The 19,504-nt window shown below is 72.6% G+C and carries 21 protein-coding genes; 11 read left to right on the top strand and 10 right to left on the bottom strand.

The annotated features are described in order from the left end of the window. Positions 1 to 248: 248 nt before the first annotated feature. Together ACZ4W5_RS34045 and trxA are read left to right on the top strand one after the other, a co-directional pair. Positions 249 to 665, top strand: coding sequence for a MerR family transcriptional regulator (locus ACZ4W5_RS34045; protein ID WP_360241145.1), 417 nt, complete (start codon positions 249 to 251; stop codon positions 663 to 665). Positions 666 to 668: 3 nt separating this feature from the next. Beyond that, positions 669 to 1,001 (top strand): thioredoxin, encoded by a 333-nt coding sequence (gene trxA / locus ACZ4W5_RS34040; protein WP_360241148.1) that lies wholly within the window; start codon positions 669 to 671, stop codon positions 999 to 1,001. Here trxA and ACZ4W5_RS34035 read toward each other — a convergent pair. Then, on the bottom strand, positions 998 to 1,801 hold the full coding sequence (locus ACZ4W5_RS34035; protein ID WP_465658899.1) for an SURF1 family cytochrome oxidase biogenesis protein: 804 nt from the start codon (positions 1,799 to 1,801) through the stop codon (positions 998 to 1,000). The genes trxA and ACZ4W5_RS34035 overlap by 4 nt on opposite strands. A 31-nt stretch (positions 1,802 to 1,832) precedes the next feature. Then, positions 1,833 to 2,828: a DEDDh family exonuclease gene (locus ACZ4W5_RS34030; protein WP_360241154.1), complete on the bottom strand. Its 996-nt coding sequence runs from the start codon at positions 2,826 to 2,828 to the stop codon at positions 1,833 to 1,835. Positions 2,829 to 2,973: 145 nt separating this feature from the next. Between ACZ4W5_RS34030 and ACZ4W5_RS34025 the strand changes: the two genes are divergently transcribed. The 4 genes from ACZ4W5_RS34025 to moaA all read left to right on the top strand — a co-directional run bounded on the left by ACZ4W5_RS34025 (position 2,974) and on the right by moaA (position 7,316). After that, positions 2,974 to 4,017 carry a zinc-dependent alcohol dehydrogenase family protein gene (locus ACZ4W5_RS34025; RefSeq protein ID WP_360241157.1) on the top strand — a complete coding sequence of 348 codons (1,044 nt, stop codon included), beginning with the start codon at positions 2,974 to 2,976 and terminating at the stop codon, positions 4,015 to 4,017. Between the two features lie 260 nt (positions 4,018 to 4,277). Continuing rightward, positions 4,278 to 4,634 (top strand): DUF485 domain-containing protein, encoded by a 357-nt coding sequence (locus ACZ4W5_RS34020; RefSeq protein ID WP_360241160.1) that lies wholly within the window; start codon positions 4,278 to 4,280, stop codon positions 4,632 to 4,634. Continuing rightward, on the top strand, positions 4,631 to 6,250 hold the full coding sequence (locus ACZ4W5_RS34015; protein WP_360241163.1) for a solute symporter family protein: 1,620 nt from the start codon (positions 4,631 to 4,633) through the stop codon (positions 6,248 to 6,250). Before ACZ4W5_RS34020 ends, ACZ4W5_RS34015 begins: the two co-directional genes overlap by 4 nt. A gap of 76 nt (positions 6,251 to 6,326) precedes the next feature. Further along, positions 6,327 to 7,316, top strand: coding sequence for a GTP 3',8-cyclase MoaA (moaA, locus tag ACZ4W5_RS34010; protein ID WP_360241166.1), 990 nt, complete (start codon positions 6,327 to 6,329; stop codon positions 7,314 to 7,316). Here moaA and ACZ4W5_RS34005 read toward each other — a convergent pair. The 6 genes from ACZ4W5_RS34005 to ACZ4W5_RS33980 all read right to left on the bottom strand — a co-directional run bounded on the left by ACZ4W5_RS34005 (position 7,313) and on the right by ACZ4W5_RS33980 (position 13,160). After that, positions 7,313 to 7,531, bottom strand: coding sequence for a hypothetical protein (locus ACZ4W5_RS34005; protein WP_402490623.1), 219 nt, complete (start codon positions 7,529 to 7,531; stop codon positions 7,313 to 7,315). The two genes, moaA and ACZ4W5_RS34005, sit on opposite strands and share 4 nt — an antisense overlap. A 267-nt stretch (positions 7,532 to 7,798) precedes the next feature. Beyond that, positions 7,799 to 8,182: a DUF3099 domain-containing protein gene (locus ACZ4W5_RS34000; RefSeq protein WP_360241172.1), complete on the bottom strand. Its 384-nt coding sequence runs from the start codon at positions 8,180 to 8,182 to the stop codon at positions 7,799 to 7,801. A 145-nt stretch (positions 8,183 to 8,327) separates the two neighbouring features. Then, entirely contained in the window at positions 8,328 to 8,876 is a 549-nt protein-coding gene (locus ACZ4W5_RS33995) for an RNA 2'-phosphotransferase (protein ID WP_360241242.1), read from the bottom strand. A gap of 31 nt (positions 8,877 to 8,907) precedes the next feature. Continuing rightward, positions 8,908 to 10,305, bottom strand: a complete 1,398-nt coding sequence (locus ACZ4W5_RS33990) for a metallopeptidase TldD-related protein (protein WP_465658896.1) — start codon at positions 10,303 to 10,305, stop codon at positions 8,908 to 8,910. Next, positions 10,305 to 11,858 carry a TldD/PmbA family protein gene (locus tag ACZ4W5_RS33985; protein WP_465658902.1) on the bottom strand — a complete coding sequence of 518 codons (1,554 nt, stop codon included), beginning with the start codon at positions 11,856 to 11,858 and terminating at the stop codon, positions 10,305 to 10,307. Before ACZ4W5_RS33985 ends, ACZ4W5_RS33990 begins: the two co-directional genes overlap by 1 nt. Before the next feature lie 156 nt (positions 11,859 to 12,014). Then, positions 12,015 to 13,160, bottom strand: a complete 1,146-nt coding sequence (locus ACZ4W5_RS33980; RefSeq protein WP_360241178.1) for an MBL fold metallo-hydrolase — start codon at positions 13,158 to 13,160, stop codon at positions 12,015 to 12,017. 316 nt (positions 13,161 to 13,476) lie between these two features. On the opposite strand from ACZ4W5_RS33980, the gene fabG reads away from it, so the two are divergent. Continuing rightward, entirely contained in the window at positions 13,477 to 14,196 is a 720-nt protein-coding gene (gene fabG, locus ACZ4W5_RS33975; protein ID WP_360241181.1) for a 3-oxoacyl-[acyl-carrier-protein] reductase, read from the top strand. A 2-nt stretch (positions 14,197 to 14,198) separates the two neighbouring features. After that, on the top strand, positions 14,199 to 14,966 hold the full coding sequence (gene fabI, locus ACZ4W5_RS33970) for an enoyl-ACP reductase FabI (RefSeq protein ID WP_360241184.1): 768 nt from the start codon (positions 14,199 to 14,201) through the stop codon (positions 14,964 to 14,966). 89 nt (positions 14,967 to 15,055) lie between these two features. Here the strand turns inward: fabI and ACZ4W5_RS33965 are convergent, their stop codons facing one another. Then, positions 15,056 to 15,730, bottom strand: a complete 675-nt coding sequence (locus ACZ4W5_RS33965; protein WP_360241187.1) for a FadR/GntR family transcriptional regulator — start codon at positions 15,728 to 15,730, stop codon at positions 15,056 to 15,058. 126 nt (positions 15,731 to 15,856) lie between these two features. Between ACZ4W5_RS33965 and ACZ4W5_RS33960 the strand changes: the two genes are divergently transcribed. From ACZ4W5_RS33960 to ACZ4W5_RS33950, 3 genes are all read left to right on the top strand, one after another. Continuing rightward, complete coding sequence (locus ACZ4W5_RS33960) at positions 15,857 to 17,143, top strand: CynX/NimT family MFS transporter (protein ID WP_360241190.1); 1,287 nt, start codon at positions 15,857 to 15,859, stop codon at positions 17,141 to 17,143. A gap of 94 nt (positions 17,144 to 17,237) precedes the next feature. Then, complete coding sequence (locus tag ACZ4W5_RS33955) at positions 17,238 to 17,360, top strand: SGM_5486 family transporter-associated protein (RefSeq protein WP_360241193.1); 123 nt, start codon at positions 17,238 to 17,240, stop codon at positions 17,358 to 17,360. A 157-nt stretch (positions 17,361 to 17,517) separates the two neighbouring features. Beyond that, positions 17,518 to 18,045 carry a SixA phosphatase family protein gene (locus ACZ4W5_RS33950; RefSeq protein WP_360241196.1) on the top strand — a complete coding sequence of 176 codons (528 nt, stop codon included), beginning with the start codon at positions 17,518 to 17,520 and terminating at the stop codon, positions 18,043 to 18,045. A 94-nt stretch (positions 18,046 to 18,139) separates the two neighbouring features. Here ACZ4W5_RS33950 and serB read toward each other — a convergent pair whose 3' ends face one another. Then, positions 18,140 to 19,390 carry a phosphoserine phosphatase SerB gene (gene serB, locus ACZ4W5_RS33945; protein WP_360241199.1) on the bottom strand — a complete coding sequence of 417 codons (1,251 nt, stop codon included), beginning with the start codon at positions 19,388 to 19,390 and terminating at the stop codon, positions 18,140 to 18,142. Positions 19,391 to 19,504: the final 114 nt, after the last annotated feature.

Below are 19,504 nucleotides of genomic sequence, written 5' to 3'. Positions count from 1 at the left end.
CGGTCTGAAAATCACCCGTCACGCCCCTCTCCGCACCCACCCCCTCCACCGCCCCCTCCCGCAGCGCGTCCCTCTCGCCTGGGTCGGGTGGGGGGGAGGGGGGTGGTGGGGGTGGGTGGGTTGGTGCGGGTGGGGTGGGGTTTGGTGCGGGCGCGCGGGGTGGTGGCCGCGCGCCCGGTGCGGGCTGGCGTTGACGTTGGGGGGAAGGTTTAGCGTCGGTGGTGGTTGTTCGGGAGGAGTGGGGCGGTATGCGGATCGGGGAGTTGGCGGAGCGGGCGGGGACGACGACGCGGGCGTTGCGGTACTACGAGGAGTTGGGGTTGTTGCCGGCCCGGCGGGCGGGGAACGGGTACCGGGCGTACGGGGAGGAGGACCTGCGGTTGCTGCGAGAGATCCGGATGCTGCAGGACTTCGGGTTCGGGTTGGAGGAGACCCGGCCGTTCGTGGAGTGTCTGCGGGCGGGGCACCCGGAGGGGGATTCCTGTCCGGCCTCGTTGGAGGTGTACCGGCGGAAGTTGGCCGAGTTGGACGAGTGCATCGCGCGCTTGCGGGACGTCCGGGTGCGGGTGGCCGGGCAGTTCGAGCGGGCGGTGCGGGCGCGGGACGAGCTCGCGGCTTCCGAGCAGCCGCCTGAGTGTGAACTGGCCAGGGAGCAGAGGGAGTAGACGATGGTGGAGATCGCGGGTGTGCCGGCGGTGACGGACGAGACGTTCGCCGTGGAGGTGCTGGCGGCGGAGGGGCCGGTGCTGGTCGACTTCACGGCGGACTGGTGCCCGCCGTGCCGGATGATGGCGCCGGTGCTGGCGGACGTCGCGCGGGAGGAGGCGCACCGGTTCCGGGTGGTGAGTGTCGACGTGGACCGCAACCCTCGGACCCAGGCGGCGTACGGGGTGCTGTCGATGCCGACGTTGATGCTGTTCCGGGACGGGCAGCCGGTGCGGTCGGTGGTGGGGGCGCGGGCGAAGGCGCGGTTGTTGCGGGAGTTGGAGGATGTGCTCTAGGCGGGGAGGGCGTCGAGGGGGACCTCGGGTTCGGCGGCCTGTTTGGCGCGGTCCTTGGCCTCGCGGCGGATGAGGACCCAGACGCCGACCGGGATCATCGCGGTGAACAGCCACCACTGGATGGCGTAGGCCATGTGCGGGCCGATGTCGGAGTGGTTGGGCTCGGGGATCAGCTGCGGCTGGTCGGCCGGGGCCGGGGTGGTGGCGGTGAGTTCCAGGTAGCCGCTGAGGAGGGTGCTGCCGGTCTCCTTGGACTGCTGTTCGGTGTTGATCAGGTTGAACTGGCGGTCGGGGAGGCCGGCCCGGTCCTTGACCCAGCCGCCGCTGCTGCCGGTGGTCTCGTCGGCGCGCAGCCGGCCGGTGAGGGTGACCTCGCCGGTCGGGGCGGCCGGGACGGGCGGGTACTGGGTGGCGCCGTCGCCGGAGGGGACCCAGCCGCGGTTGACCAGGACGGTGCCCTTGCCGTCGGAGAGCTTGAGCGGGGTGAGGACGAAGTAGCCGAGGGTGCCGTTGGCGTCGGTCCGCTTGCGGACCACGAACTCGTGTGCCGGGTCGTACTGTCCGGTGGCCGTCACGGCGCGCCAGGTGAGGGCGGACGGTACGGCGGTGCCGGGGGCGGTGGACAGGCTGTCGAAGGGCACCGGCGAGGCCGTGAGGGCCTTGCCGATCAGCTCGTTCCGCGCCACCCGCGCCTCGTGGCGGTGCAGCTGCCAGAAGCCCAGCTTGATCGTCGCGGGGATCAGCAGCAGCGCGATCAGGATGGTGATCAGCCACTGGCGGGTCAGCAGAAAACGGTACACATGGGAACGGTACGCCGACCTCACAACGGCCTCACGCACCGGGGTGCGGGGCGACCTCGCGCAGCAGCTGGAGGAAGGCGTCCTCGGTGACGATCGGGGTTCCGACGTCGCGGGCCTTGCGGGCCTTGCCGCTCCAGCTGGTCGGCTCGTTGGTGACCAGGAGGCTGGTGAGCCGGCTGACGGAGGTGGCGATGTGCAGGCCGGCCTCGACGGCGCGGTCCTCCAGGACCTCGCGGTCGGTGGCGGTGTCCCCGGTGAAGGCCACCCGCATGCCCTGGACCAGCGGCTTGCCGTCCTCCCAGCGCCCCGGGTTGGGGTACGGGCAGGGCGGGCGCTTCTTGGCCTGGCGGTACTGGGAGCCGGTCCAGTTGCCGCGGCCGGGGGCGGCGGGCTCGTCCTCGCCGAGGTCGGTGACCGCGACGCAGGTCTGGAAGGGGAGCGGGATGCCGTGGGTGCGGGCCAGGTGGAGGCTGGGGCGGAAGGCCTCGGCGAGCACCCGGGCGTCGTCCAGGGCGTTGTGGGCCTGGCGTTGCTGGACGCCGAAGTGGGCGGCGAGCGAGGAGAGCTTGCCGTTGGGCAGCGGGAGGCGCAGGTCGCGGGAGAGGACCATGGTGCACAGCCGCTGCTCGACCGGGGCGCTGCGGCCGGCCCGGGAGAACTCGCGGGAGATCATGTTCCAGTCGAACAGCGCGTTGTGCGCGACCAGGACGCGGTTCGCCAGGCGGGTGGCGAACTCCTCGGCGATCTCGGGGAAGGTCGGCGCGCCGGAGAGCAGTTCGGCGGTGAGGCCGTGGATCCATACCGGGCCCGGGTCCCGCTCGGGGTTGACCAGGGTGTACCAGTGGTCGGTCACCTCGCCGTCGCCGTCCAGCTGGTAGACGCCGGCCGAGATGACGCGGTCGGAGCGGCCGAGACCGGTGGTCTCGACGTCGACGACCGCGAAACCCTCGGCGGGGGCGGCGGAACGCTGGGCGGGGACCGGGGCGGTCCGCGGCGCGCCGTACGTCTCGGGCTGGATCGGTTGCATGGTCCAACAGGATAAGGGGCGAGTCGGCGGTGGCCGGTCGAAATGTTCCGGCCCGGTAGCCGGAATAGAGTGGTCCGCATGGGTGTCGTACACCTGGTCGAGATCGTTTCCGGCCGCCCGGCCGGTTCTGTGTGAGGAAAAACGCATGCGCGCCACGGTGATCCACGGACCGAACGACATCCGGATCGAGGAGGTACCGGACCCGGTGATCCAGCAGCCGACGGACGTCGTGCTGCGGGTGGTCAACGCCTGTATCTGCGGCAGCGACCTGTGGGCCTACCGGGGGGTGGCCCAGCGGGTGCCCGGGCAGCGGATCGGGCACGAGTTCCTGGGTGTGGTCGAGGAGGTCGGCGCCGAGGTCCGGGGCTTCGCGAAGGGTGACTTCGTGGTCGCGCCCTTCGTCTGGTCGGACGGGGTCTGTGAGTTCTGTCTCGAAGGCCTCCAGACGTCCTGCCCGCACGGCGGGTTCTGGGGGTCGGTGGGTTCGGACGGCGGCCAGGGCGAGGCGGTGCGGGTGCCGTTCGCGGACGGGACGCTGGTGAAGCTGCCGAAGGAGGCGGTGGGCGACGAGAAGCTGCTGCCGGGCCTGCTGGCGCTGTCCGACGTGATGGCGACCGGGCACCACGCGGCGGTCTCGGCGAGGGTGCGCCCGGGCGCGACGGTCGCGGTGGTCGGCGACGGCGCGGTGGGCCTGTGCGGTGTGCTGGCGGCGCGCCGACTGGGCGCGGGCCGGATCATCGCGCTGGGCCGGCACACCGCCCGGACCGAGCTGGCCCGGCGCTTCGGGGCGACGGACGTGGTGGCCGAGCGCGGCGACGCGGCGATCGAGGCCGTCAAGGAGCTGACCGGCGGCCTGGGGGCGCACGCGGTGCTGGAGGCGGTCGGCACCGAGGAGTCGATGCGGACGGCGGTCTCGATCACCCGGGACGGCGGCGCGGTCGGCTACGTGGGCGTCCCGCACGGCGGCAGCGCGGGCGTCGACATCGGTCAGATGTTCGGCCGAAACGTTTCGCTCAACGGTGGCGTGGCCCCGGCCCGCGCGTACATCCCCGAGCTGCTGCCGGACGTGCTCTCCGGTGCGATCGAGCCCGGTCTGGTCTTCGACCGGACGGTCGATCTGGACGGCGTTCCGGACGGCTATCGAGCCATGGACGACCGGTCCGCGCTGAAGGTCCGGATCGCCTTCTGACGCTTCGTCAACAGGGGCGGCACCGTTGGACGGTGCCGCCCCTTTCGGTTGTGACGGCCCCGGTCCGGAAGTGACGCGAGTGGTGGTTTTCGGCCAATTGGATGGTGCGAGGGGGTGAACGACTGGCTGATCGCGGTCAACCCCTTCCGGGGCGGGCACGACGCTCCTAGCATTGCGCGGCGCGCACGAGGAATGTGACGTCCCTCACGTTCGAATTGTTCCCCTGTGCGACCGCTACGCCGAAGGAGTGAGGAGACAGAGTGGATTCGCCGCCGATCACCACTACCGCTACGGAAGTCCAACTCATCGATGACAGCGAGGAGTTCCGTACCCTGCGGCGCTCGTTCCGGAGCTTCGCCTTTCCGGTCACCATCGGCTTCGTGCTCTGGTACCTGCTCTACGTACTGCTCTCCTGCTACGCCCCCGGACTGATGGGCACCAAGGTCGTCGGGCACATCAACGTGGCCCTGGTGCTGGGACTGCTGCAGTTCGTCACCACCTTCGCCATCGCCGCCTGGTACTCCCGCTACGCCGACCGGCGGATCGACCCGCCCGCCGCCGCGATCCGCGAGGCCCACGGCGCCGTCGTCCACGCCCCCCGGGAGTCCGCCGAATGACGCCGCTCGCCAGCTCCGCCACGGAGCACCGCGGTCTGATCATGTCCTTGTTCGCGCTCTTCGTGGTGGCCACCCTGGTCATCACCGTCTGGGCCGGTCGGCAGAACCGCAGCGCCGCCGACTTCTACGCCGGCGGCCGCGGCTTCACCGGCTTCCAGAACGGTCTGGCCATCTCCGGCGACTACATGTCCGCCGCGTCCTTCCTCGGCATCGCCGGAATCATCGCGCTCACCGGCTACGACGGCTTCCTGTACTCGATCGGCTTCCTGGTCGCCTGGCTGGTCGCGCTGCTGCTGATCGCCGAACCGCTGCGCAACTCCGGCCGGTTCACCATGGCGGACGTGCTCGCGTTCCGGATGCGCCAGCGCCCGGTGCGCACCGCGGCCGGCATCTCCACCATCGTGGTCTCGATCTTCTACCTGCTCGCCCAGATGGTCGGCGCCGGGGCCCTGGTGGCACTGCTGCTGGGGGTCACCGGGGAGGGCGCCAAGCGCTGGACCATCCTCGCGGTCGGCGCGCTGATGATCATCTACGTGGTGATAGGGGGTATGAAGGGCACCACCTGGGTGCAGATCGTCAAGGCCGTGCTGCTGATCGCCGGCGCCGCGCTGATGACCGTCCTGGTGCTCGCCAAGTACCACTTCAACCCCTCCGAACTGCTCGGCGCGGCCGCCTCCGCGAGCGGCAAGGGCTCGGCCTTCCTGGAACCGGGACTGAAATACGGGGCAACGAACACCTCCAAGCTCGACTTCATCAGCCTGGGGATCGCCCTGGTACTCGGCACCGCCGGCCTGCCGCACATCCTGGTCCGCTTCTACACCGTCCCCACCGCCAAGACGGCCCGGAAGTCCGTGCTCTGGGCGATCGGCATCATCGGCGTCTTCTACCTGATGACCCTGGCGCTGGGCTTCGGCGCGGCCGCGCTGGTCGGCCGCAGCGGCATGGTGGCCGTCGAGGGCAAGACGCCCTCCGGCAACACCGCGGCGCCGCTGCTCGCCGAGCAGCTCGGCGGCGGGGCCGGCACTACCGGCGGGGCGATCATGCTCGCGGTGATCTCCGCGGTCGCCTTCGCCACCATCCTCGCCGTGGTCGCCGGGCTCACCCTGGCATCCTCGGCCTCCTTCGCCCACGATCTGTACGCCAACGTGATCCGGCGCGGGAAGGCGACCGAGAAGGAGGAGGTGCGGTCCGCCAAGTGGGCCGCCGTCGGGATCGGCGCCGTCGCCATCGTGCTCAGCCTCTACGCGGGCAAGCTCAGCACCGCCGCGCTGGTCGCGCTGGCCTTCGCGGTGGCCGCCTCGGCCAATCTGCCGACCCTGCTCTACTCGCTGTTCTGGAAGCGCTTCACCACCACCGGCGCGGTCAGCTCGGTCTACGCGGGCCTGATCTCCTCGGTGGTGCTGGTGGTGTTCTCCCCGGTGCTCTCCGGCGCCAAGAACTCGCTCTTCCCGAACGCCGACTTCCACTGGTTCCCGCTGGAGAACCCCGGCCTGGTCTCCATCCCGATCGGCTTCCTGGCCGGCTGGCTCGGCACCCTGCTGTCCAAGGAACGTCCGGACCCGGCGAAGTACGCTGAACTGGAGGTCCGCTCGCTCACCGGGCTGGGCGCCCACTGATCGATCCGGCATGACTATGCTGGCCCGGCCTGCCTCGACGGTGGCCGGGCCGGCGGTTTTTCGGGAAGGGACGCACGTGCTGCTCGACACCTTCGGACGACGCGCCGTCGACCTGCGGGTCTCCCTCACCGACCGGTGCAACCTCCGCTGCACCTACTGCATGCCGGAGGAGGGGCTGCAGTGGCTGGCCAAGCCCGAGCTGCTCACCGACGAGGAGATCGTCCGGCTGGTCACCCTCGCCGTGCGCGACCTGGGCGTGCGCGAGGTCCGCTTCACCGGCGGCGAGCCGCTGCTGCGCCCCGGGCTGGTCGCGATCGTCGCCGCCTGCTCCGAGCTGGAACCGCGCCCCGAGCTGTCGGTGACCACCAACGGCATCGGACTGGCCCGCACCGCGACGGCGCTGCGCGAGGCCGGACTGGACCGGGTCAACGTCTCGCTGGACACCCTGGACCCCGAGGTGTTCCACACCCTCACCCGCCGCCGGCGCCACCAGGACGTGCTGGACGGACTGGCCGCCGCCGAGGCGGCCGGGCTGGCGCCGGTGAAGCTGAACGCGGTGCTGATGCGCGGGGTCAACGATCACGAGGCGGCCGACCTGCTCTCCTGGTGCCTGGAGCGGGGCTACGAGCTGCGCTTCATCGAGCAGATGCCGCTGGACGCCCAGCACGGCTGGGACCGCTCGTCGATGGTCACCGCGGAGGAGATCCTGGAGCTGCTGCGGGCCCGGTTCACGCTCACCCCGGAGCCGTCCGGGCGCCGGGGCGCGGCGCCCGCCGAGCGCTGGGTGGTGGACGGCGGCGCCGGCCGGGTCGGCGTGATCGCCTCCGTCACCCGGCCGTTCTGCCGGGCCTGCGACCGGACCAGGCTGACCGCCGACGGGCAGGTGCGCAACTGCCTGTTCGCCACCGGGGAGACCGACCTGCGCAGCGCGCTGCGCTCGGGGGCGGACGACGCGGAGCTGGCCGCGCTGTGGCGGGCGGCGATGTGGGGCAAGAAGGCCGGGGCCGGGATCGACGACCCGGAGTTCCACCAGCCCGAGCGGCCGATGTCGGCGATCGGCGGCTAGGCGCCTTCCGGGGTCCAGTCGGCGAAGGCGACGACCTCCTTGAGGAAGCCGCGCACGCCCAGGAACTGGGACAGGTGCTCGCGGTGCTCCTCGCAGGCGAGCCAGGTCTTGCGGCGGTCCGGGGTGTGCAGCTTGGGGTTGTTCCACACCAGCACCCAGTGGGCGTCCGCCCGGCAGCCCTTGGCGGAGCAGATCGGGGTCTGCGGGGTGTCCATCGGGGGCCGTCCTCCGGGGTTCGGCGGGTGCGTGGTCACCGCCAGTCTGTCACGCCGTCCGGGCCCGACCGGATCCGGGCATGGCGACGCCGGGCAGCCACGGGGGGAGCCGCCCGGCGTCGGTCCGTCGCTCCGACGGGGGATGCGGAGCGCGTACGCAGTATGTCACGCCGAAGGCCTCGGATGGGGAGGTCTTGCATGATTAATCTGAGCTTCTTCTGAGCTTTCGCCGACCTGATTGCGGCTCAATCCCCGCAAACCGGGCGGTCAGTCCGTGCCCGGTGACGTTCCGGCGCCGGAGGGCTTTGCCTGTCCTGTACCAGCGGGCGCACCGGCCCCACCCGTACCACCGGGGCCGAGCATCAGCGGGGTGTCGGCCGGGAAGTCGAAGGAGCTCGGCAGGCTCGGCGCCCGCTCCCGGCCGGCGTTGGCGATCAGCACCGCGAAGTACGGCAGCAGCACCCCGCCCGCCAGCGCCCCGAAGGCCAGCCAGCGCTCGACGTTCCACAGCACCACCGCGAGCAGTACGCAGACGGTGCGCAGCAGCATCGAGATGACGTAGCGGCGCTGGCGCCCCCGGACGTCCTCGGAGAGGCTGCTGCGCGCCCCCGTGATCCGGTGGATCTGTCCGCCGCCGGCGCTCTTGCCCATGTGTCCAACCGCCCTCGTCCAGGCATCCGCGCGCCGTTCCGCGCGGCCTCCTCACGGTACGCCCGGGTGCCCGGGACGACGAGACCGGGTGGGCGGGGCCCACCCGGTCGGGCGTGATAGAGGAGCCGTACGGCGTCAGGAGTGTCTACGAGCGCCGGGAGAGGTACTGCGGGGGGACGGCGTCGGTGAGCCAGACGCCGTTCTCGCTGAGCCGGAACTCGTGGCCGGCCGCCGCCATCGCGGCCGCGTTGACGGTCAGCACGACCGGGCGGCCGTGCCGGGCGCCGACCCGGGTGGCCGTCTCGGTCTCCGCCGAGAGGTGGACGTCCTGCCGGGTCATCGGGCGCAGCCCCTCGCGGAAGATCGACGCCAGATGGCGGTCGGCGGTGCCGTGGTAGAGCACCGGCGGCGGCACGGTGGCGGTCAGACCGAGGTCGACCGCCACCGAGTGGCCCTGGTTGGCGCGGATCGAGAGGCCGTCCGGGGAGTAGCCGAAGCGGCGCTTGTTGTTGCTGGCCACGATGTGGTCGAGCTCGGGCCTGGTGAGCGGCCTGCCCTTCGCCGCGAGGGCGCCGAGCAGGACGTCGATCCGGACCCAGCCGGAGTCGTCCAGCGTGATCCCGACCAGCTCCGGCTCGTGCCGCAGGATGCGCGACAGCATCTTGCTCGATCTGACCAGCCGCTTCTCGTCCATCATGTTCTTTCCATCCCCCGTCGGTCAGCGGCTATGAGGCCGGGCTGACCGAACTCATGTTGAAGTCCGCGACACGCACGGGTGGCATCGCGGTGCGGGTGAAGTAGTCGCTCCACTCGCGGGGCAGGCAGGGCTCGGTGCGGCCCGCCTCGGTGATCCGGCCGAGCAGGTCGACCGGGGACTCGTTGAACCGGAAGTTGTTGACCGCGCCGACCACCTCGCCGTTCTCCACCAGGTAGACGCCGTCCCGGGTGAGGCCGGTGAGCAGCAGCGTCGCCGGGTCCACCTCGCGGATGTACCAGAGGCAGGTGAGCAGCAGGCCGCGCTCGGTGCGGGCGATCATCTCGTCCAGGGTCGGCGCGGACTCCTGGTCGGCCGTCTCCAGCACCAGGTTGTCGATGCCCGGGCGCAGCGGCAGGCCGGTGAGGCCGGCCGTGTGGCGGCTGGTGACCAGCTCGGTCAGCACGCCCTCGCGGATCCACTCGGTGGCCTCGATCGGCGCGCCGTTGTCGAAGACCGAGACGTCGCCGCCGGTGCGGTGCGCCAGCACGAACGGGGCGGCCTCCAGGCCGGGCTCGTTCGGGTCGGCGCGCAGGGTCAGCGGCAGCGCGGCGAGCTTGTCGCCGATCCGGGTGCCGCCGCCGGGCCGGGAGAAGACCGACCGGCCCTCGACGGCGTCCCGGCCGCCGGCCGCCCAGTGCAGGCAGAGCAGCAGGTCGGCGACGGCCGCGGGCGGCAGCAGCGTCTCGTACCGCCCGGCGGGCAGGTCGATCCGGCGGGCGCCCCAGCCGAGCCGCTTGGTGAGTTCGGCGTGCAGGGCGGGGACGTCGACGTCGGTGAAGTCCCGGGTGGCGGCGCCGACCCAGGCCGAGCCGGAGAGGTCGGCGGTCTTGCCGTTGATCTCGACCATGCCGGTGGGCTGGTCGTGGCGCAGTCGCAGGCCGGTGGAGCTGCCCAGGTAGCTGGTGGTGAGTTCGTGCCGGGCGAAGCCGTACAGCAGCTCGCCCTGGGCGGCGGCGCGGGCGAAGGCCTCGCCGAGGGCCGGGCCGAAGGCCTCGAACACCTCGATGGAGGTCTCCGCGGGCGGCTCGGTGAAGTCGGGGGAGGACGGCCGGCCGTCGACCAGCGGCTGGGCGTCCTCCGCCGGTCCGGCCGCGCGGGCCGCCGCCTCGGCGGCGCGGACCAGGCCCTCGACGTCCTCGGCGGTGACGGCCTCGCGGGCGACCACGCCGGAGGCGGTGCCCTCGGCGCCGGCCACGGTGGCGATCACGGTGAGGCGGCGGCCGCGGGTGACGCCGTTGGTGGTCAGCGCGTTGCCCGCCCAGCGCAGGTTGGCGGTGGACTCCTCGTCGGCGATCACCACGCAGCCGTCGGCGCGGGACAGGCCGAGGGCCAGCTCGACGAGTTCGTGGGGCTGCATCGCGGTCATCAGTGACCCGCCTCCTGCTGGGTGTTGAGCACGTTGACGTTGCGGAACAGCGCCGACGGGCAGCCGTGGCTGACCGCCGCGATCTGGCCGGGCTGCGCCTTGCCGCAGTTGAAGGCGCCGCCGAGCACGTAGGTCTGCGGGCCGCCGACGGCCGCCATCGAGCCCCAGAAGTCGGTGGTGGTGGCCTGGTAGGCGAAGTCCTTGACCTGGCCGGCGAGTTCGCCGTTCTTGATGGCGTAGGCGCGCTGGCCGGTGAACTGGAAGTTGTAGCGCTGCATGTCGATGGACCAGGAGCGGTCGCCGACGATGTACAGGCCGTTCTCCACCCCGGCGAACAGGCCCGCGGTGTCCGGGCCGTCGGCGGCCGGCTGGAGCGAGACGTTGGCCATCCGCTGGACCGGGACGTGCGCGGGGGAGTCCGCGAAGGCGCAGCCGTTGGAGCGCTCGAAGCCCTTCAACTTGGCCATGCCGCGGTCGAGTTGGTAGCCGACCAGGACGCCGTCCTTGATCAGGTCCCAGGACTGGGTGGCGACGCCCTCGTCGTCGTAGCCGATGGTGGACAGGCCGTGCTCGGCGGTGCGGTCGCCGGTGACGTTCATCAGCTCGGAGCCGTAGCGCAGGCTGCCGAGCTGGTCGAAGGTGGCGAAGGAGGTGCCGGCGTAGGCGGCCTCGTAGCCGAGCGCGCGGTCCAGCTCGGTGGCGTGGCCGATCGACTCGTGGATGGTCAGCCAGAGGTTGGACGGGTCGATGACCAGGTCGTAGCGGCCCGGGCGGACGCTCGGGGCCTTCATCTTCTCGGCCAGCAGGACGGGCAGTTCGGCGAGCTCGGCGTCCCAGTCCCACTCCGTGCCGGTCAGGTACTCGTAGCCGCGGCCGACCGGCGGGGCCAGGGTCTGCATCGAGTCGAAGGCGCCGGTGCGCTCGTCGACCGAGGTGGCCTCCAGGTCGGAGTAGAGCCGGATCCGCTGCTGGGTCGTCACGGTGCCCGCGGTGTCGGCGTAGAACTTGTTCTCCTGCACCGTCAGCAGCGCCGCCTGGACGTGCGACACGCCGGGGGCGGCGAGCAGCCGGGCGCTGCGCTCGGCGAGCAGCGCGGTCTTGTCGGCGTCCGGTACCTCGAAGGGGTTGACCTCGTACGAGGAGACCCAGGTGACGTCCCGGTGGACGGGCTCGTCGGCCAGCTCGACCCGCTCGGCGGAGCCGGCCGCCCGACTGATCCCGCCGGAGAGCCGGGCCACCGCGACGGCCCGGGCGGCGACCTCCGCCGCGGCCCCCGGGGTGAGGTCGACCCCGGCGGCGAAGCCCCAGGCACCGTCCAGCAGCACCCGGACGGCGAAGCCCAGCTGCACGCTGTCGGAGGTGCCGGCCGGACGGGCGTCGCGCAGCCGCCACGAGGCGCTGCGGACCCGCTCCAGGCGGAAGTCGGCATGGCTGGCGCCGAGTTCGCGGGCCCGGGCGAGGGCGGCGTCGGCCAGGGCGTGCAGCGGCAGGGCGAGGAACAGCGGGTCGACGGCGCGTCCGTGCGCGGCGCCGGCGCTGTCGGCCGGAGGGATCGGAGGCAATCGGGCTCCCAGGTCGCGGAGGGTGGCGGTGCGGCGCCACAGGGGCGTCCGCACCGCATCATTTCCCCTCCACCGGGTTCCCGGCCAGCGCATTTCACCCGGGGCGTCGCGGTTTCGGCCAGGGCGGTCCGGCTCCGTGCGCGGCCGTCAGGAGACGGCCTCCCACCAGCCGTCCAGCTCCGGCGGGTTGTCCACGTCGATCCGCTCGCCGGGGCGCGGGACGGCCAGCGGGACGGCCTGGACCTTGGCCTCCTTGAGCAGCCGTTCGATCGGCTCGGCCCAGGGGTGCAGGCCCAGGTTGAAGGTGCACCAGTGGACCGGCACCAGCAGTCCGGCGGTGAGGTCCCGGTGGGCGAGGACGGCGTCCTCGGGGGTCATGTGGATGTCCGGCCAGGCCGCGTCGTAGGCGCCGATCTGCACCAGGGCGGCGTCGAACGGGCCGTGCTGCGCGCCGATCCGGGCATAGCCCTCGAAGTAGCCGGAGTCGCCGGTGTAGAAGACCTTGCGGGTGGGCCCGGCGATCACCCAGGAGCCCCACAGGGTGGTGTTGCGGGTCAGGCCGCGGCCGGAGAAGTGGTGCGCGGAGGTGAGGGTGAGGACCAGCTCGCCCAGGGTGCAGGTCTCGTCCCAGTCCAGCTCGATGATCCGGTGCTCCGGGACGCCCCAGCGGCGCAGGTGGCCGCCGATGCCGAGCGGCACCGCGAAGGGCGCGGACTGGCTGCGCACCAGGCGCTTGACGGTCGCCATGTCGAGGTGGTCGTAGTGGTCGTGGGAGATCAGCACGGCGTCGACCGGCGGCAGCTCCTCCAGCTCCACCGGGACGGGGTGCAGCCGCTTGGGGCCGACGTGGGCGGAGGGGGAGCAGCGGTCGCTCCAGATCGGGTCGAGCAGCACGCGCGAGCCCTCGATCTCGACCAGCGCGGAGGCGTGCCCGTACCAGGTGATCTCCACGCCCTCGGCGGCCGGGCCGGGGGTGGTGGCGGGGCGGACGGTGGGCACCGGGTGGGCCGGGACCCGGCCCTCGCGCTGGAACAGCATCCGGCGGACGGTGTCGCGGTCGACGCTGGGGGCGTCCCCGGCCCGGGCGAGGGTCGAGGGCGCGTTGTGGAAGACGCCGTCGCGGTACTGGGGGGAGTCCCGCACCCGCTCCTCGTGCTCGCCGTCGGGGCGGCGCCCGAACGCCGCGGGCAGGTCGCGCAGCGCCCAGGCGGTCGTGCCCAGGCCCGCAGCCAGGGCGGTGAGGGCGAGCAGTCGTCCGCGTCCGGTGGTGCTCCCGGGCCGTGCCTTGGTCATGCGCCCTGCCTTCGTTTCCTCGCCGGGACTCTTCGGGGGAAGGGTACGTCCGGCCCCGGGGGCGGCCCGCACCACGGGGGCAACGGGCACGCCCGCCCGTGTTGTTCCCGCACAGTGCGCCCTTTCGCGGCGCTGCCCCGGCCTGCGGCGGACGGCCGGGACGGCCGGGCGCCACGGGTGCGGATTGTCGGATTGCGACAGTTCCTTTGCTGCGGCGCTGTGGGAGACCGATTCGCCCCCGCCGCCGACCGCCCGATAGCGTCACACTGCGTACGCGTCCGGACGGACGCGCCCAGACACGGAGAGAGGTGGATCGTTGAGCCGCTCGGTTCTCGTCACCGGAGGAAACCGGGGCATCGGCCTCGCGATCGCCCAGGCCTTCGCCGAGGCGGGCGACAAGGTCGCCATCACCAGCCGTTCGGGCGAGGTGCCCGAGGCCCTCGCGAAGTTCGACGTCCTCGCGGTGCGCTGTGACATCACGGACGCCGCGCAGGTCGACGCCGCCTTCACCGAGATCGAGCAGAAGCACGGCGCGGTCGAGGTGCTGGTCGCCAACGCGGGCATCACCAACGACACCCTGCTGCTGCGGATGTCCGAGGAGGACTTCACGTCCGTCCTGGACACCAACCTGACCGGCACCTTCCGGGTGGTCAAGCGCGCGTCGAAGCTGATGATGCGCGCCCGCAAGGGCCGCGTGGTGCTGATCTCCTCCGTGGTGGGCCTCTCCGGCTCGCCGGGCCAGGCCAACTACGCCGCCTCCAAGGCCGGCCTGGTCGGCTTCGCCCGCTCGCTGGCGCGCGAGCTCGGCCCGCGCAACATCACCGTCAACGTGGTCGCCCCCGGCTTCGTCGACACCGACATGACCGCCGTGCTCAGCGACGAGCGCCGCGCGGAGATCGTCTCGGGCGTGCCGCTGGGCCGCTACGCGGCGCCCGCCGAGGTCGCGTCCACCGTGCGGTTCCTCGGTTCGGACGAGGCCGCGTACATCACCGGAGCCGTCATTCCCGTCGACGGCGGATTGGGCATGGGTCACTGATCATGAGTGGAATCCTCGAGGGCAAGCGGATCCTGATCACCGGTGTGCTGATGGAGTCCTCCATCGCCTTCCACACCGCGCGGCTGGCCCAGGAGCAGGGCGCCGAGATCATCCTCACCGCCTTCCCCCGCCCGAGCCTGACCGAGCGCATCGCCAAGAAGCTGCCGAAGCCGGTCAAGGTGCTGTCGCTGGACGTCTCCAGCCCGGAGGACCTGGCCGGCATCGCCGAGCAGGTCCGCGAGACCCTGCCGACCCTGGACGGCATCGTCCACTCGATCGGTTTCGCCCCGCAGGACGCCCTGGGCGGCAACTTCCTGGACACCCCGTGGGAGTCCGTGGCCACCGCGATGCACGTCTCGGCGTACTCGCTCAAGTCGCTCACCATGGCGCTGCTGCCGCTGATGCAGGACGGCGGCTCGGTGGTCGGCCTGACCTTCGACGCCCAGTACGCGTGGCCGCAGTACGACTGGATGGGCCCGGCCAAGGCCGCCCTGGAGTCGACCAACCGCTACCTGGCCCGCTACCTGGGAGAGCGGGACATCCGCTGCAACCTGATCTCGGCGGGCCCGATCGGCTCGATGGCCGCCAAGTCCATCCCGGGCTTCGGCGACCTGGCCGACACCTGGAACCACCGCTCCCCGCTCAAGTGGGACCTGAGCGACCCGGAGCCGGCCGGCCGCGGCGTCGTCGCCCTGCTCTCGGACTGGTTCCCGAAGACCACCGGCGAGATCATCCACGTCGACGGCGGTCTGCACGCGATCGGCGCCTGACCGACCGGTTTCCGCCACTGCCCGGCACCCCCGTTCGCGGGGGTGCCGGGCAGTCGTGTTTCCGGTCCCGCCCCGGAGGCGGGTCGCGCCTACGCGTCGGCCGTCGCGCAGGCGCCGATGGCGCGGCCGGCCTCGACCGAGGCGCGCTGGGGGTCGCCGTCCCGGATGGCGTCCCGGATGGTGTGGTGGCCGATGTAGCGCTCGGCGATCAGCTCGGGGCCGACGTCGTTGCGCAGGTGCTCGCGGGTGACCTCACCGAGGTCGGAGTAGACGGCCAGCAGCACGTCGTTGTGGGCGGCGGCCACCACGGCGTGGTGGAAGGCGGCGTCGGCCTGGACAAAGTCCTCGGCGTCGCCGGAGTGCCAGGCGGCCTCGCGCCGTTCCAGCGCGGAGTCCAGCAGGTCGAGGTCGCGGTCGGTGCGGCGGGCGGCGGCCAGGCCGGCCGCGGAGGTCTCCAGCGCCGCCCGCAGCTCGGCGACCTGCGCCTGGTCGGCGTCGGCGAAGCGGCGGTGCATCACCCCGGCCAGCTCGCTGGTGGCCAGGACGTACGTGCCGGAGCCCTGGCGGATGTCGAGCAGCCCGTTGTGGGCGAGCGCCCGGACGGCCTCCCGGACGGTGTTGCGGGCCACCCCCAGCTGTTCGACCAGGGCGGCCTCGGTGGGGATGCGCGAGCCGACGGGCCACTCCCCGGAGGTGATCTGGGCGCGCAGCTGCGCGATCACCTGGTCGGACAACGGGGTGCGCCTCGGCGAGGACAGCGCCACGGGGACTCCTAGCGACTACGGGGTTGGGTGGGCCGTGGGGGGAAAGCGGCTGATGGACGAACGGATCGGGACATCATGCCAATTCCGAGGTGCATCAATTCATCCCATCATTCTATGATGGCGCCCATGCCTCCCGCAGCAGACACCACCACCTCCTCCCCACGGAGCGGGGAGCGGCCGCAGACCGAGCGGCCGTCCGCCCCCGGCACGTACCTCGGCGTGCTGTTCGCCGTCGCGATCGCCGCCGCCGCCTTCAACCTGCGCCCCGTGGTCACCAGCCTCGGACCGCTGCTCGACCAGGTCCGCGACGACCTCGGGATGAACCCGACGCTCGCCGGGCTGCTGACCGCCGTCCCCTCGCTCTGCTTCGCGCTGTTCGGCCTCGCCGCCCCGACCGCGGCCCGCCGGATCGGCCCGATCGCCGTGATCACGGCCGGCATGGCCGCCATCACGGCCGGTGTGCTGGCCCGCTCCTTCGCCGGCGGTACGGCGGTGTTCCTGCTGTTCACCGCGCTCGCCCTGGCCGGGGTGGCGGTCTCCAACGTGCTGCTGCCGGTGGTCATCAAGCGGTACTTCCCGGAGAAGGTCGGTCCGATGATCGGCCTGTACTCCATGGCGCTGTCCGCCGGCACCGCGCTGGCCGCCCTGGTCAGCGTGCCGCTGACCAGCTCGCTCGGCGGGGACTGGCGGTACGGCCTGGGCAGCTGGGCCGCCCTGGGGGCGCTCGCCCTGCTGCTCTGGCTGCCGCTGCTGATCGCCAAGCGCGAGCGCGGCGAGCGGGCCGGCGGCGCCCCCGCCGCCGCCAGGCTGCCGATCACCCGCAGCCGTACGGCCTGGGCGATGGCCTGCTTCTTCGGCCTCCAGGCCACCGGCGCCTACGTGGTGATGGGCTGGCTGCCGAAGATCTTCCAGGACTCCGGCATCGACAAGGGCACCTCCGGGGTGCTGCTCGCGGTCACCATGGTGATCGGCGTGCCGGTCTCCTTCGTGCTGCCCAACCTGGCGGCCCGGCGCGGTGACCAGCGGATCTTCGTGGTGCTGCTGGCCTGCTGCGGCATCGCCGGGTACTCCGGGCTGGCGCTCGCCCCGGCCGGGGCGCCGTGGGTGTGGGCCGTGCTGGTGGGCCTGTCCAACTGCGCCTTCCCGCTGGTGCTGACCATGATCGGGCTGCGCGCCCGGACGGCCGGCGGGGTGGCCCAGCTGTCCGTGTTCGCCCAGGGGCTCGGCTACCTGATCTCCGTCCCCGGCCCGATCCTGATCGGCCGGATCTACGACGTCACCGGTGAGTGGTACTGGCCGCTGGGCTTCCTGGCCCTGCTGCTGGTGCCGCAGATGCTGTTCGGCCTGCGCGCCGCCCAGGCCCGGCACATCGAGGACGAGGCCGTCCTGCCCGCCGAGCGGGTCAAGGCCTGACCGAGCGGTTCATGGCCTGACGGGAAGGTCAAGGCCCGACCAAGGCGGTGGGGCCGGTCGGGGACGGGCGTGTTCGGGGTGGGAGAATCCCGACATGCCCGTTCTCGACCCGAACCCCACCGACGGCCGCAAGCAGCTCGGCCGCATCGCCCTCCTCTTCGGCGGCATCGTGGTGCTGGTGGCGATCATCGCCAGCGTCGCCACCGCGATGGGCTGACCCGGCCGCACCGCCCGCCCGCACCGGCGGGTGCACGGGCGCCGTACTCCCGGTGACACCCCGGCGGGCGGGGCATGACGGCACCCGCCACCCGGGGGAGTGGCGGCAACCGGGAGCATCGCGCCCCCGGGCCGCTTTTCTGCCAAGCTTGCTGGGTATGAGCGCCGACACGCCCCGCAGGATCATCGTTCTCCGCCACGCCAAGGCCGACTGGCCGAACGGCGTGGACGACCACGAGCGGCCGCTGGCCGACCGGGGCCGTCACCAGGCCCCGGAAGCCGGCCGCTGGCTGGTCGACTCCGGCATCAACCCCGACTACGTGCTCTGCTCCACCGCCCTGCGCACCCGCGAGACCTGGAAGCTGGCGGCGCACGAGCTGCCCAAGCGGGCCCGCCGGACGGTGTACGAGGACCGGATCTACGAGGCCAGCCCGGGCGAGATCATCGCCGTCCTCCAGGAGACCCCGGAGGAGTACGCGGACGTGGTCCTGGTCGGCCACAACCCCGGGGTGCTGGGCCTGACCCAGGTGCTCGCCGGGGACGCCGGGGACCGGGACGCGCTGGAGCGGCTGCGCCTGGGCGGCTTCCCGACGGCGGCGATCGCGGTGCTCAGCTTCAGCGGCTCGTGGAAGGGCGTCGAGCCGGGCGTGGCCGAGCTGGTCTCGTACTACACGCCGCAGGACTGACCTCCGGGGCGCTCGCCCCGGAACGTACGTGAGGGGCGCGCGGATCGATCCGCGCGCCCCTCAGTGGTCAGCGCCCCTCGGTTGTCAGCACGCCTCAGTCGACCGAGAGGCCGCCGTCGGCCGCCTCGACCTCCTCGCGGGTGATCCCGAGCAGGTACAGCACGGTGTCCAGGAAGGGCACGTTCACCGCGGTGTCGGCGGCCTCGCGCACCACGGGCTTGGCGTTGAAGGCCACCCCGAGCCCGGCCGCGTTCAGCATGTCCAGGTCGTTGGCGCCGTCGCCGATCGCCACCGTCTGCGACAGCGGCACCTTCGCCTGCTCGGCGAACCGGGCCAGCCAGCGGGCCTTGCCCGCGCGGTCCACGATCTCGCCGACCACCCGGCCGGTGAACCTCCCGTCCACCACCTCCAGGGTGTTGGCCGCCGCGAAGTCCAGCCCCAGCTGCTCCACCAGGTGGTCGGTGACCTGGGTGAACCCGCCGGACACCACCGCGACCTGGAAGCCCAGCCGCTGGAGCGTACGGATCAGGGTGCGCGCCCCCGGCGTGAACCGGACCTCCGCGCGCACCTTCTCGGTCACCGAGGCGTCCAGCCCGGCCAGCAGGGCCACCCGGGCCCGCAGCGACTCGGCGAAGTCCAGCTCGCCGCGCATCGCCGCCGCCGTCACCTCGGCGACCTCCGCCTCGCAGCCCGCGTGGGCGGCGAACAGCTCGATCACCTCGTCCTGGATGAGCGTGGAGTCCACGTCCATCACCACCAGGCGCTTGGCCCGGCGCTCCAGCCCGGCGGCCATCACCGCGACGTCCACCCGCTGGGCGGCCGCCTCCTGGGCCAGTTCGGCCCGCAGCTCCTCGGTGGCCACGCCGGAGACGGCCAGCTCGACCGCCGTCACCGGGTACTTGGCGAGGCGGAAGACGCGGTCGATGTTGCCGCCCGCCGCGGTGATCCGGGAGGTCAGCGCGGAGACGGCGGCCGCGGTCAGCGGGTGGCCGAGCACCGTCACGTGCGAACGGCCCTCGCGGCGCGGCCGGTTGTCGCCGATGCCGGAGAGGATCTCGGCCTGGAGCTTCTGCTCCTCCGCCCAGCGGTGCACGGTGGCCCGCAGGCCGCCCTCCGCGTCGGGCGCGCGGGGCGGGGTGACCAGGGCGCACAGCGTGATGCGACCACGGGTGACGACCTGCTCGATGTCGATGACGTCGACGCCGAAGCCGGCCAGGGTGGCGAACAGGCCGGCGGTGATGCCGGGGCGGTCCTTGCCGAACACCTTGACGAGCAGGGTGCGCTCGTCCGCGGTCCGGGGCTGGGCGGCGGGGAGGGGCTCAGCGGCCAGGGGCGATGCGTTCATGGTGGCTCCCACGCTACCCGTCGGTCGACCCGCCGGGAGCACCTGTCCCACGTCGCGGGACACCCGTGCCCGCGGCCCGACCGGCTGCCCCGGGTAGCAGCCTGGTCACAGTCA

The sequence above is a fragment of the Kitasatospora sp. NPDC029367 genome (genome assembly GCF_055569135.1).
The sequence above is the reverse complement of the archived record's forward strand: the minus strand, read 5'-3'. Positions and strand labels throughout refer to the sequence as shown.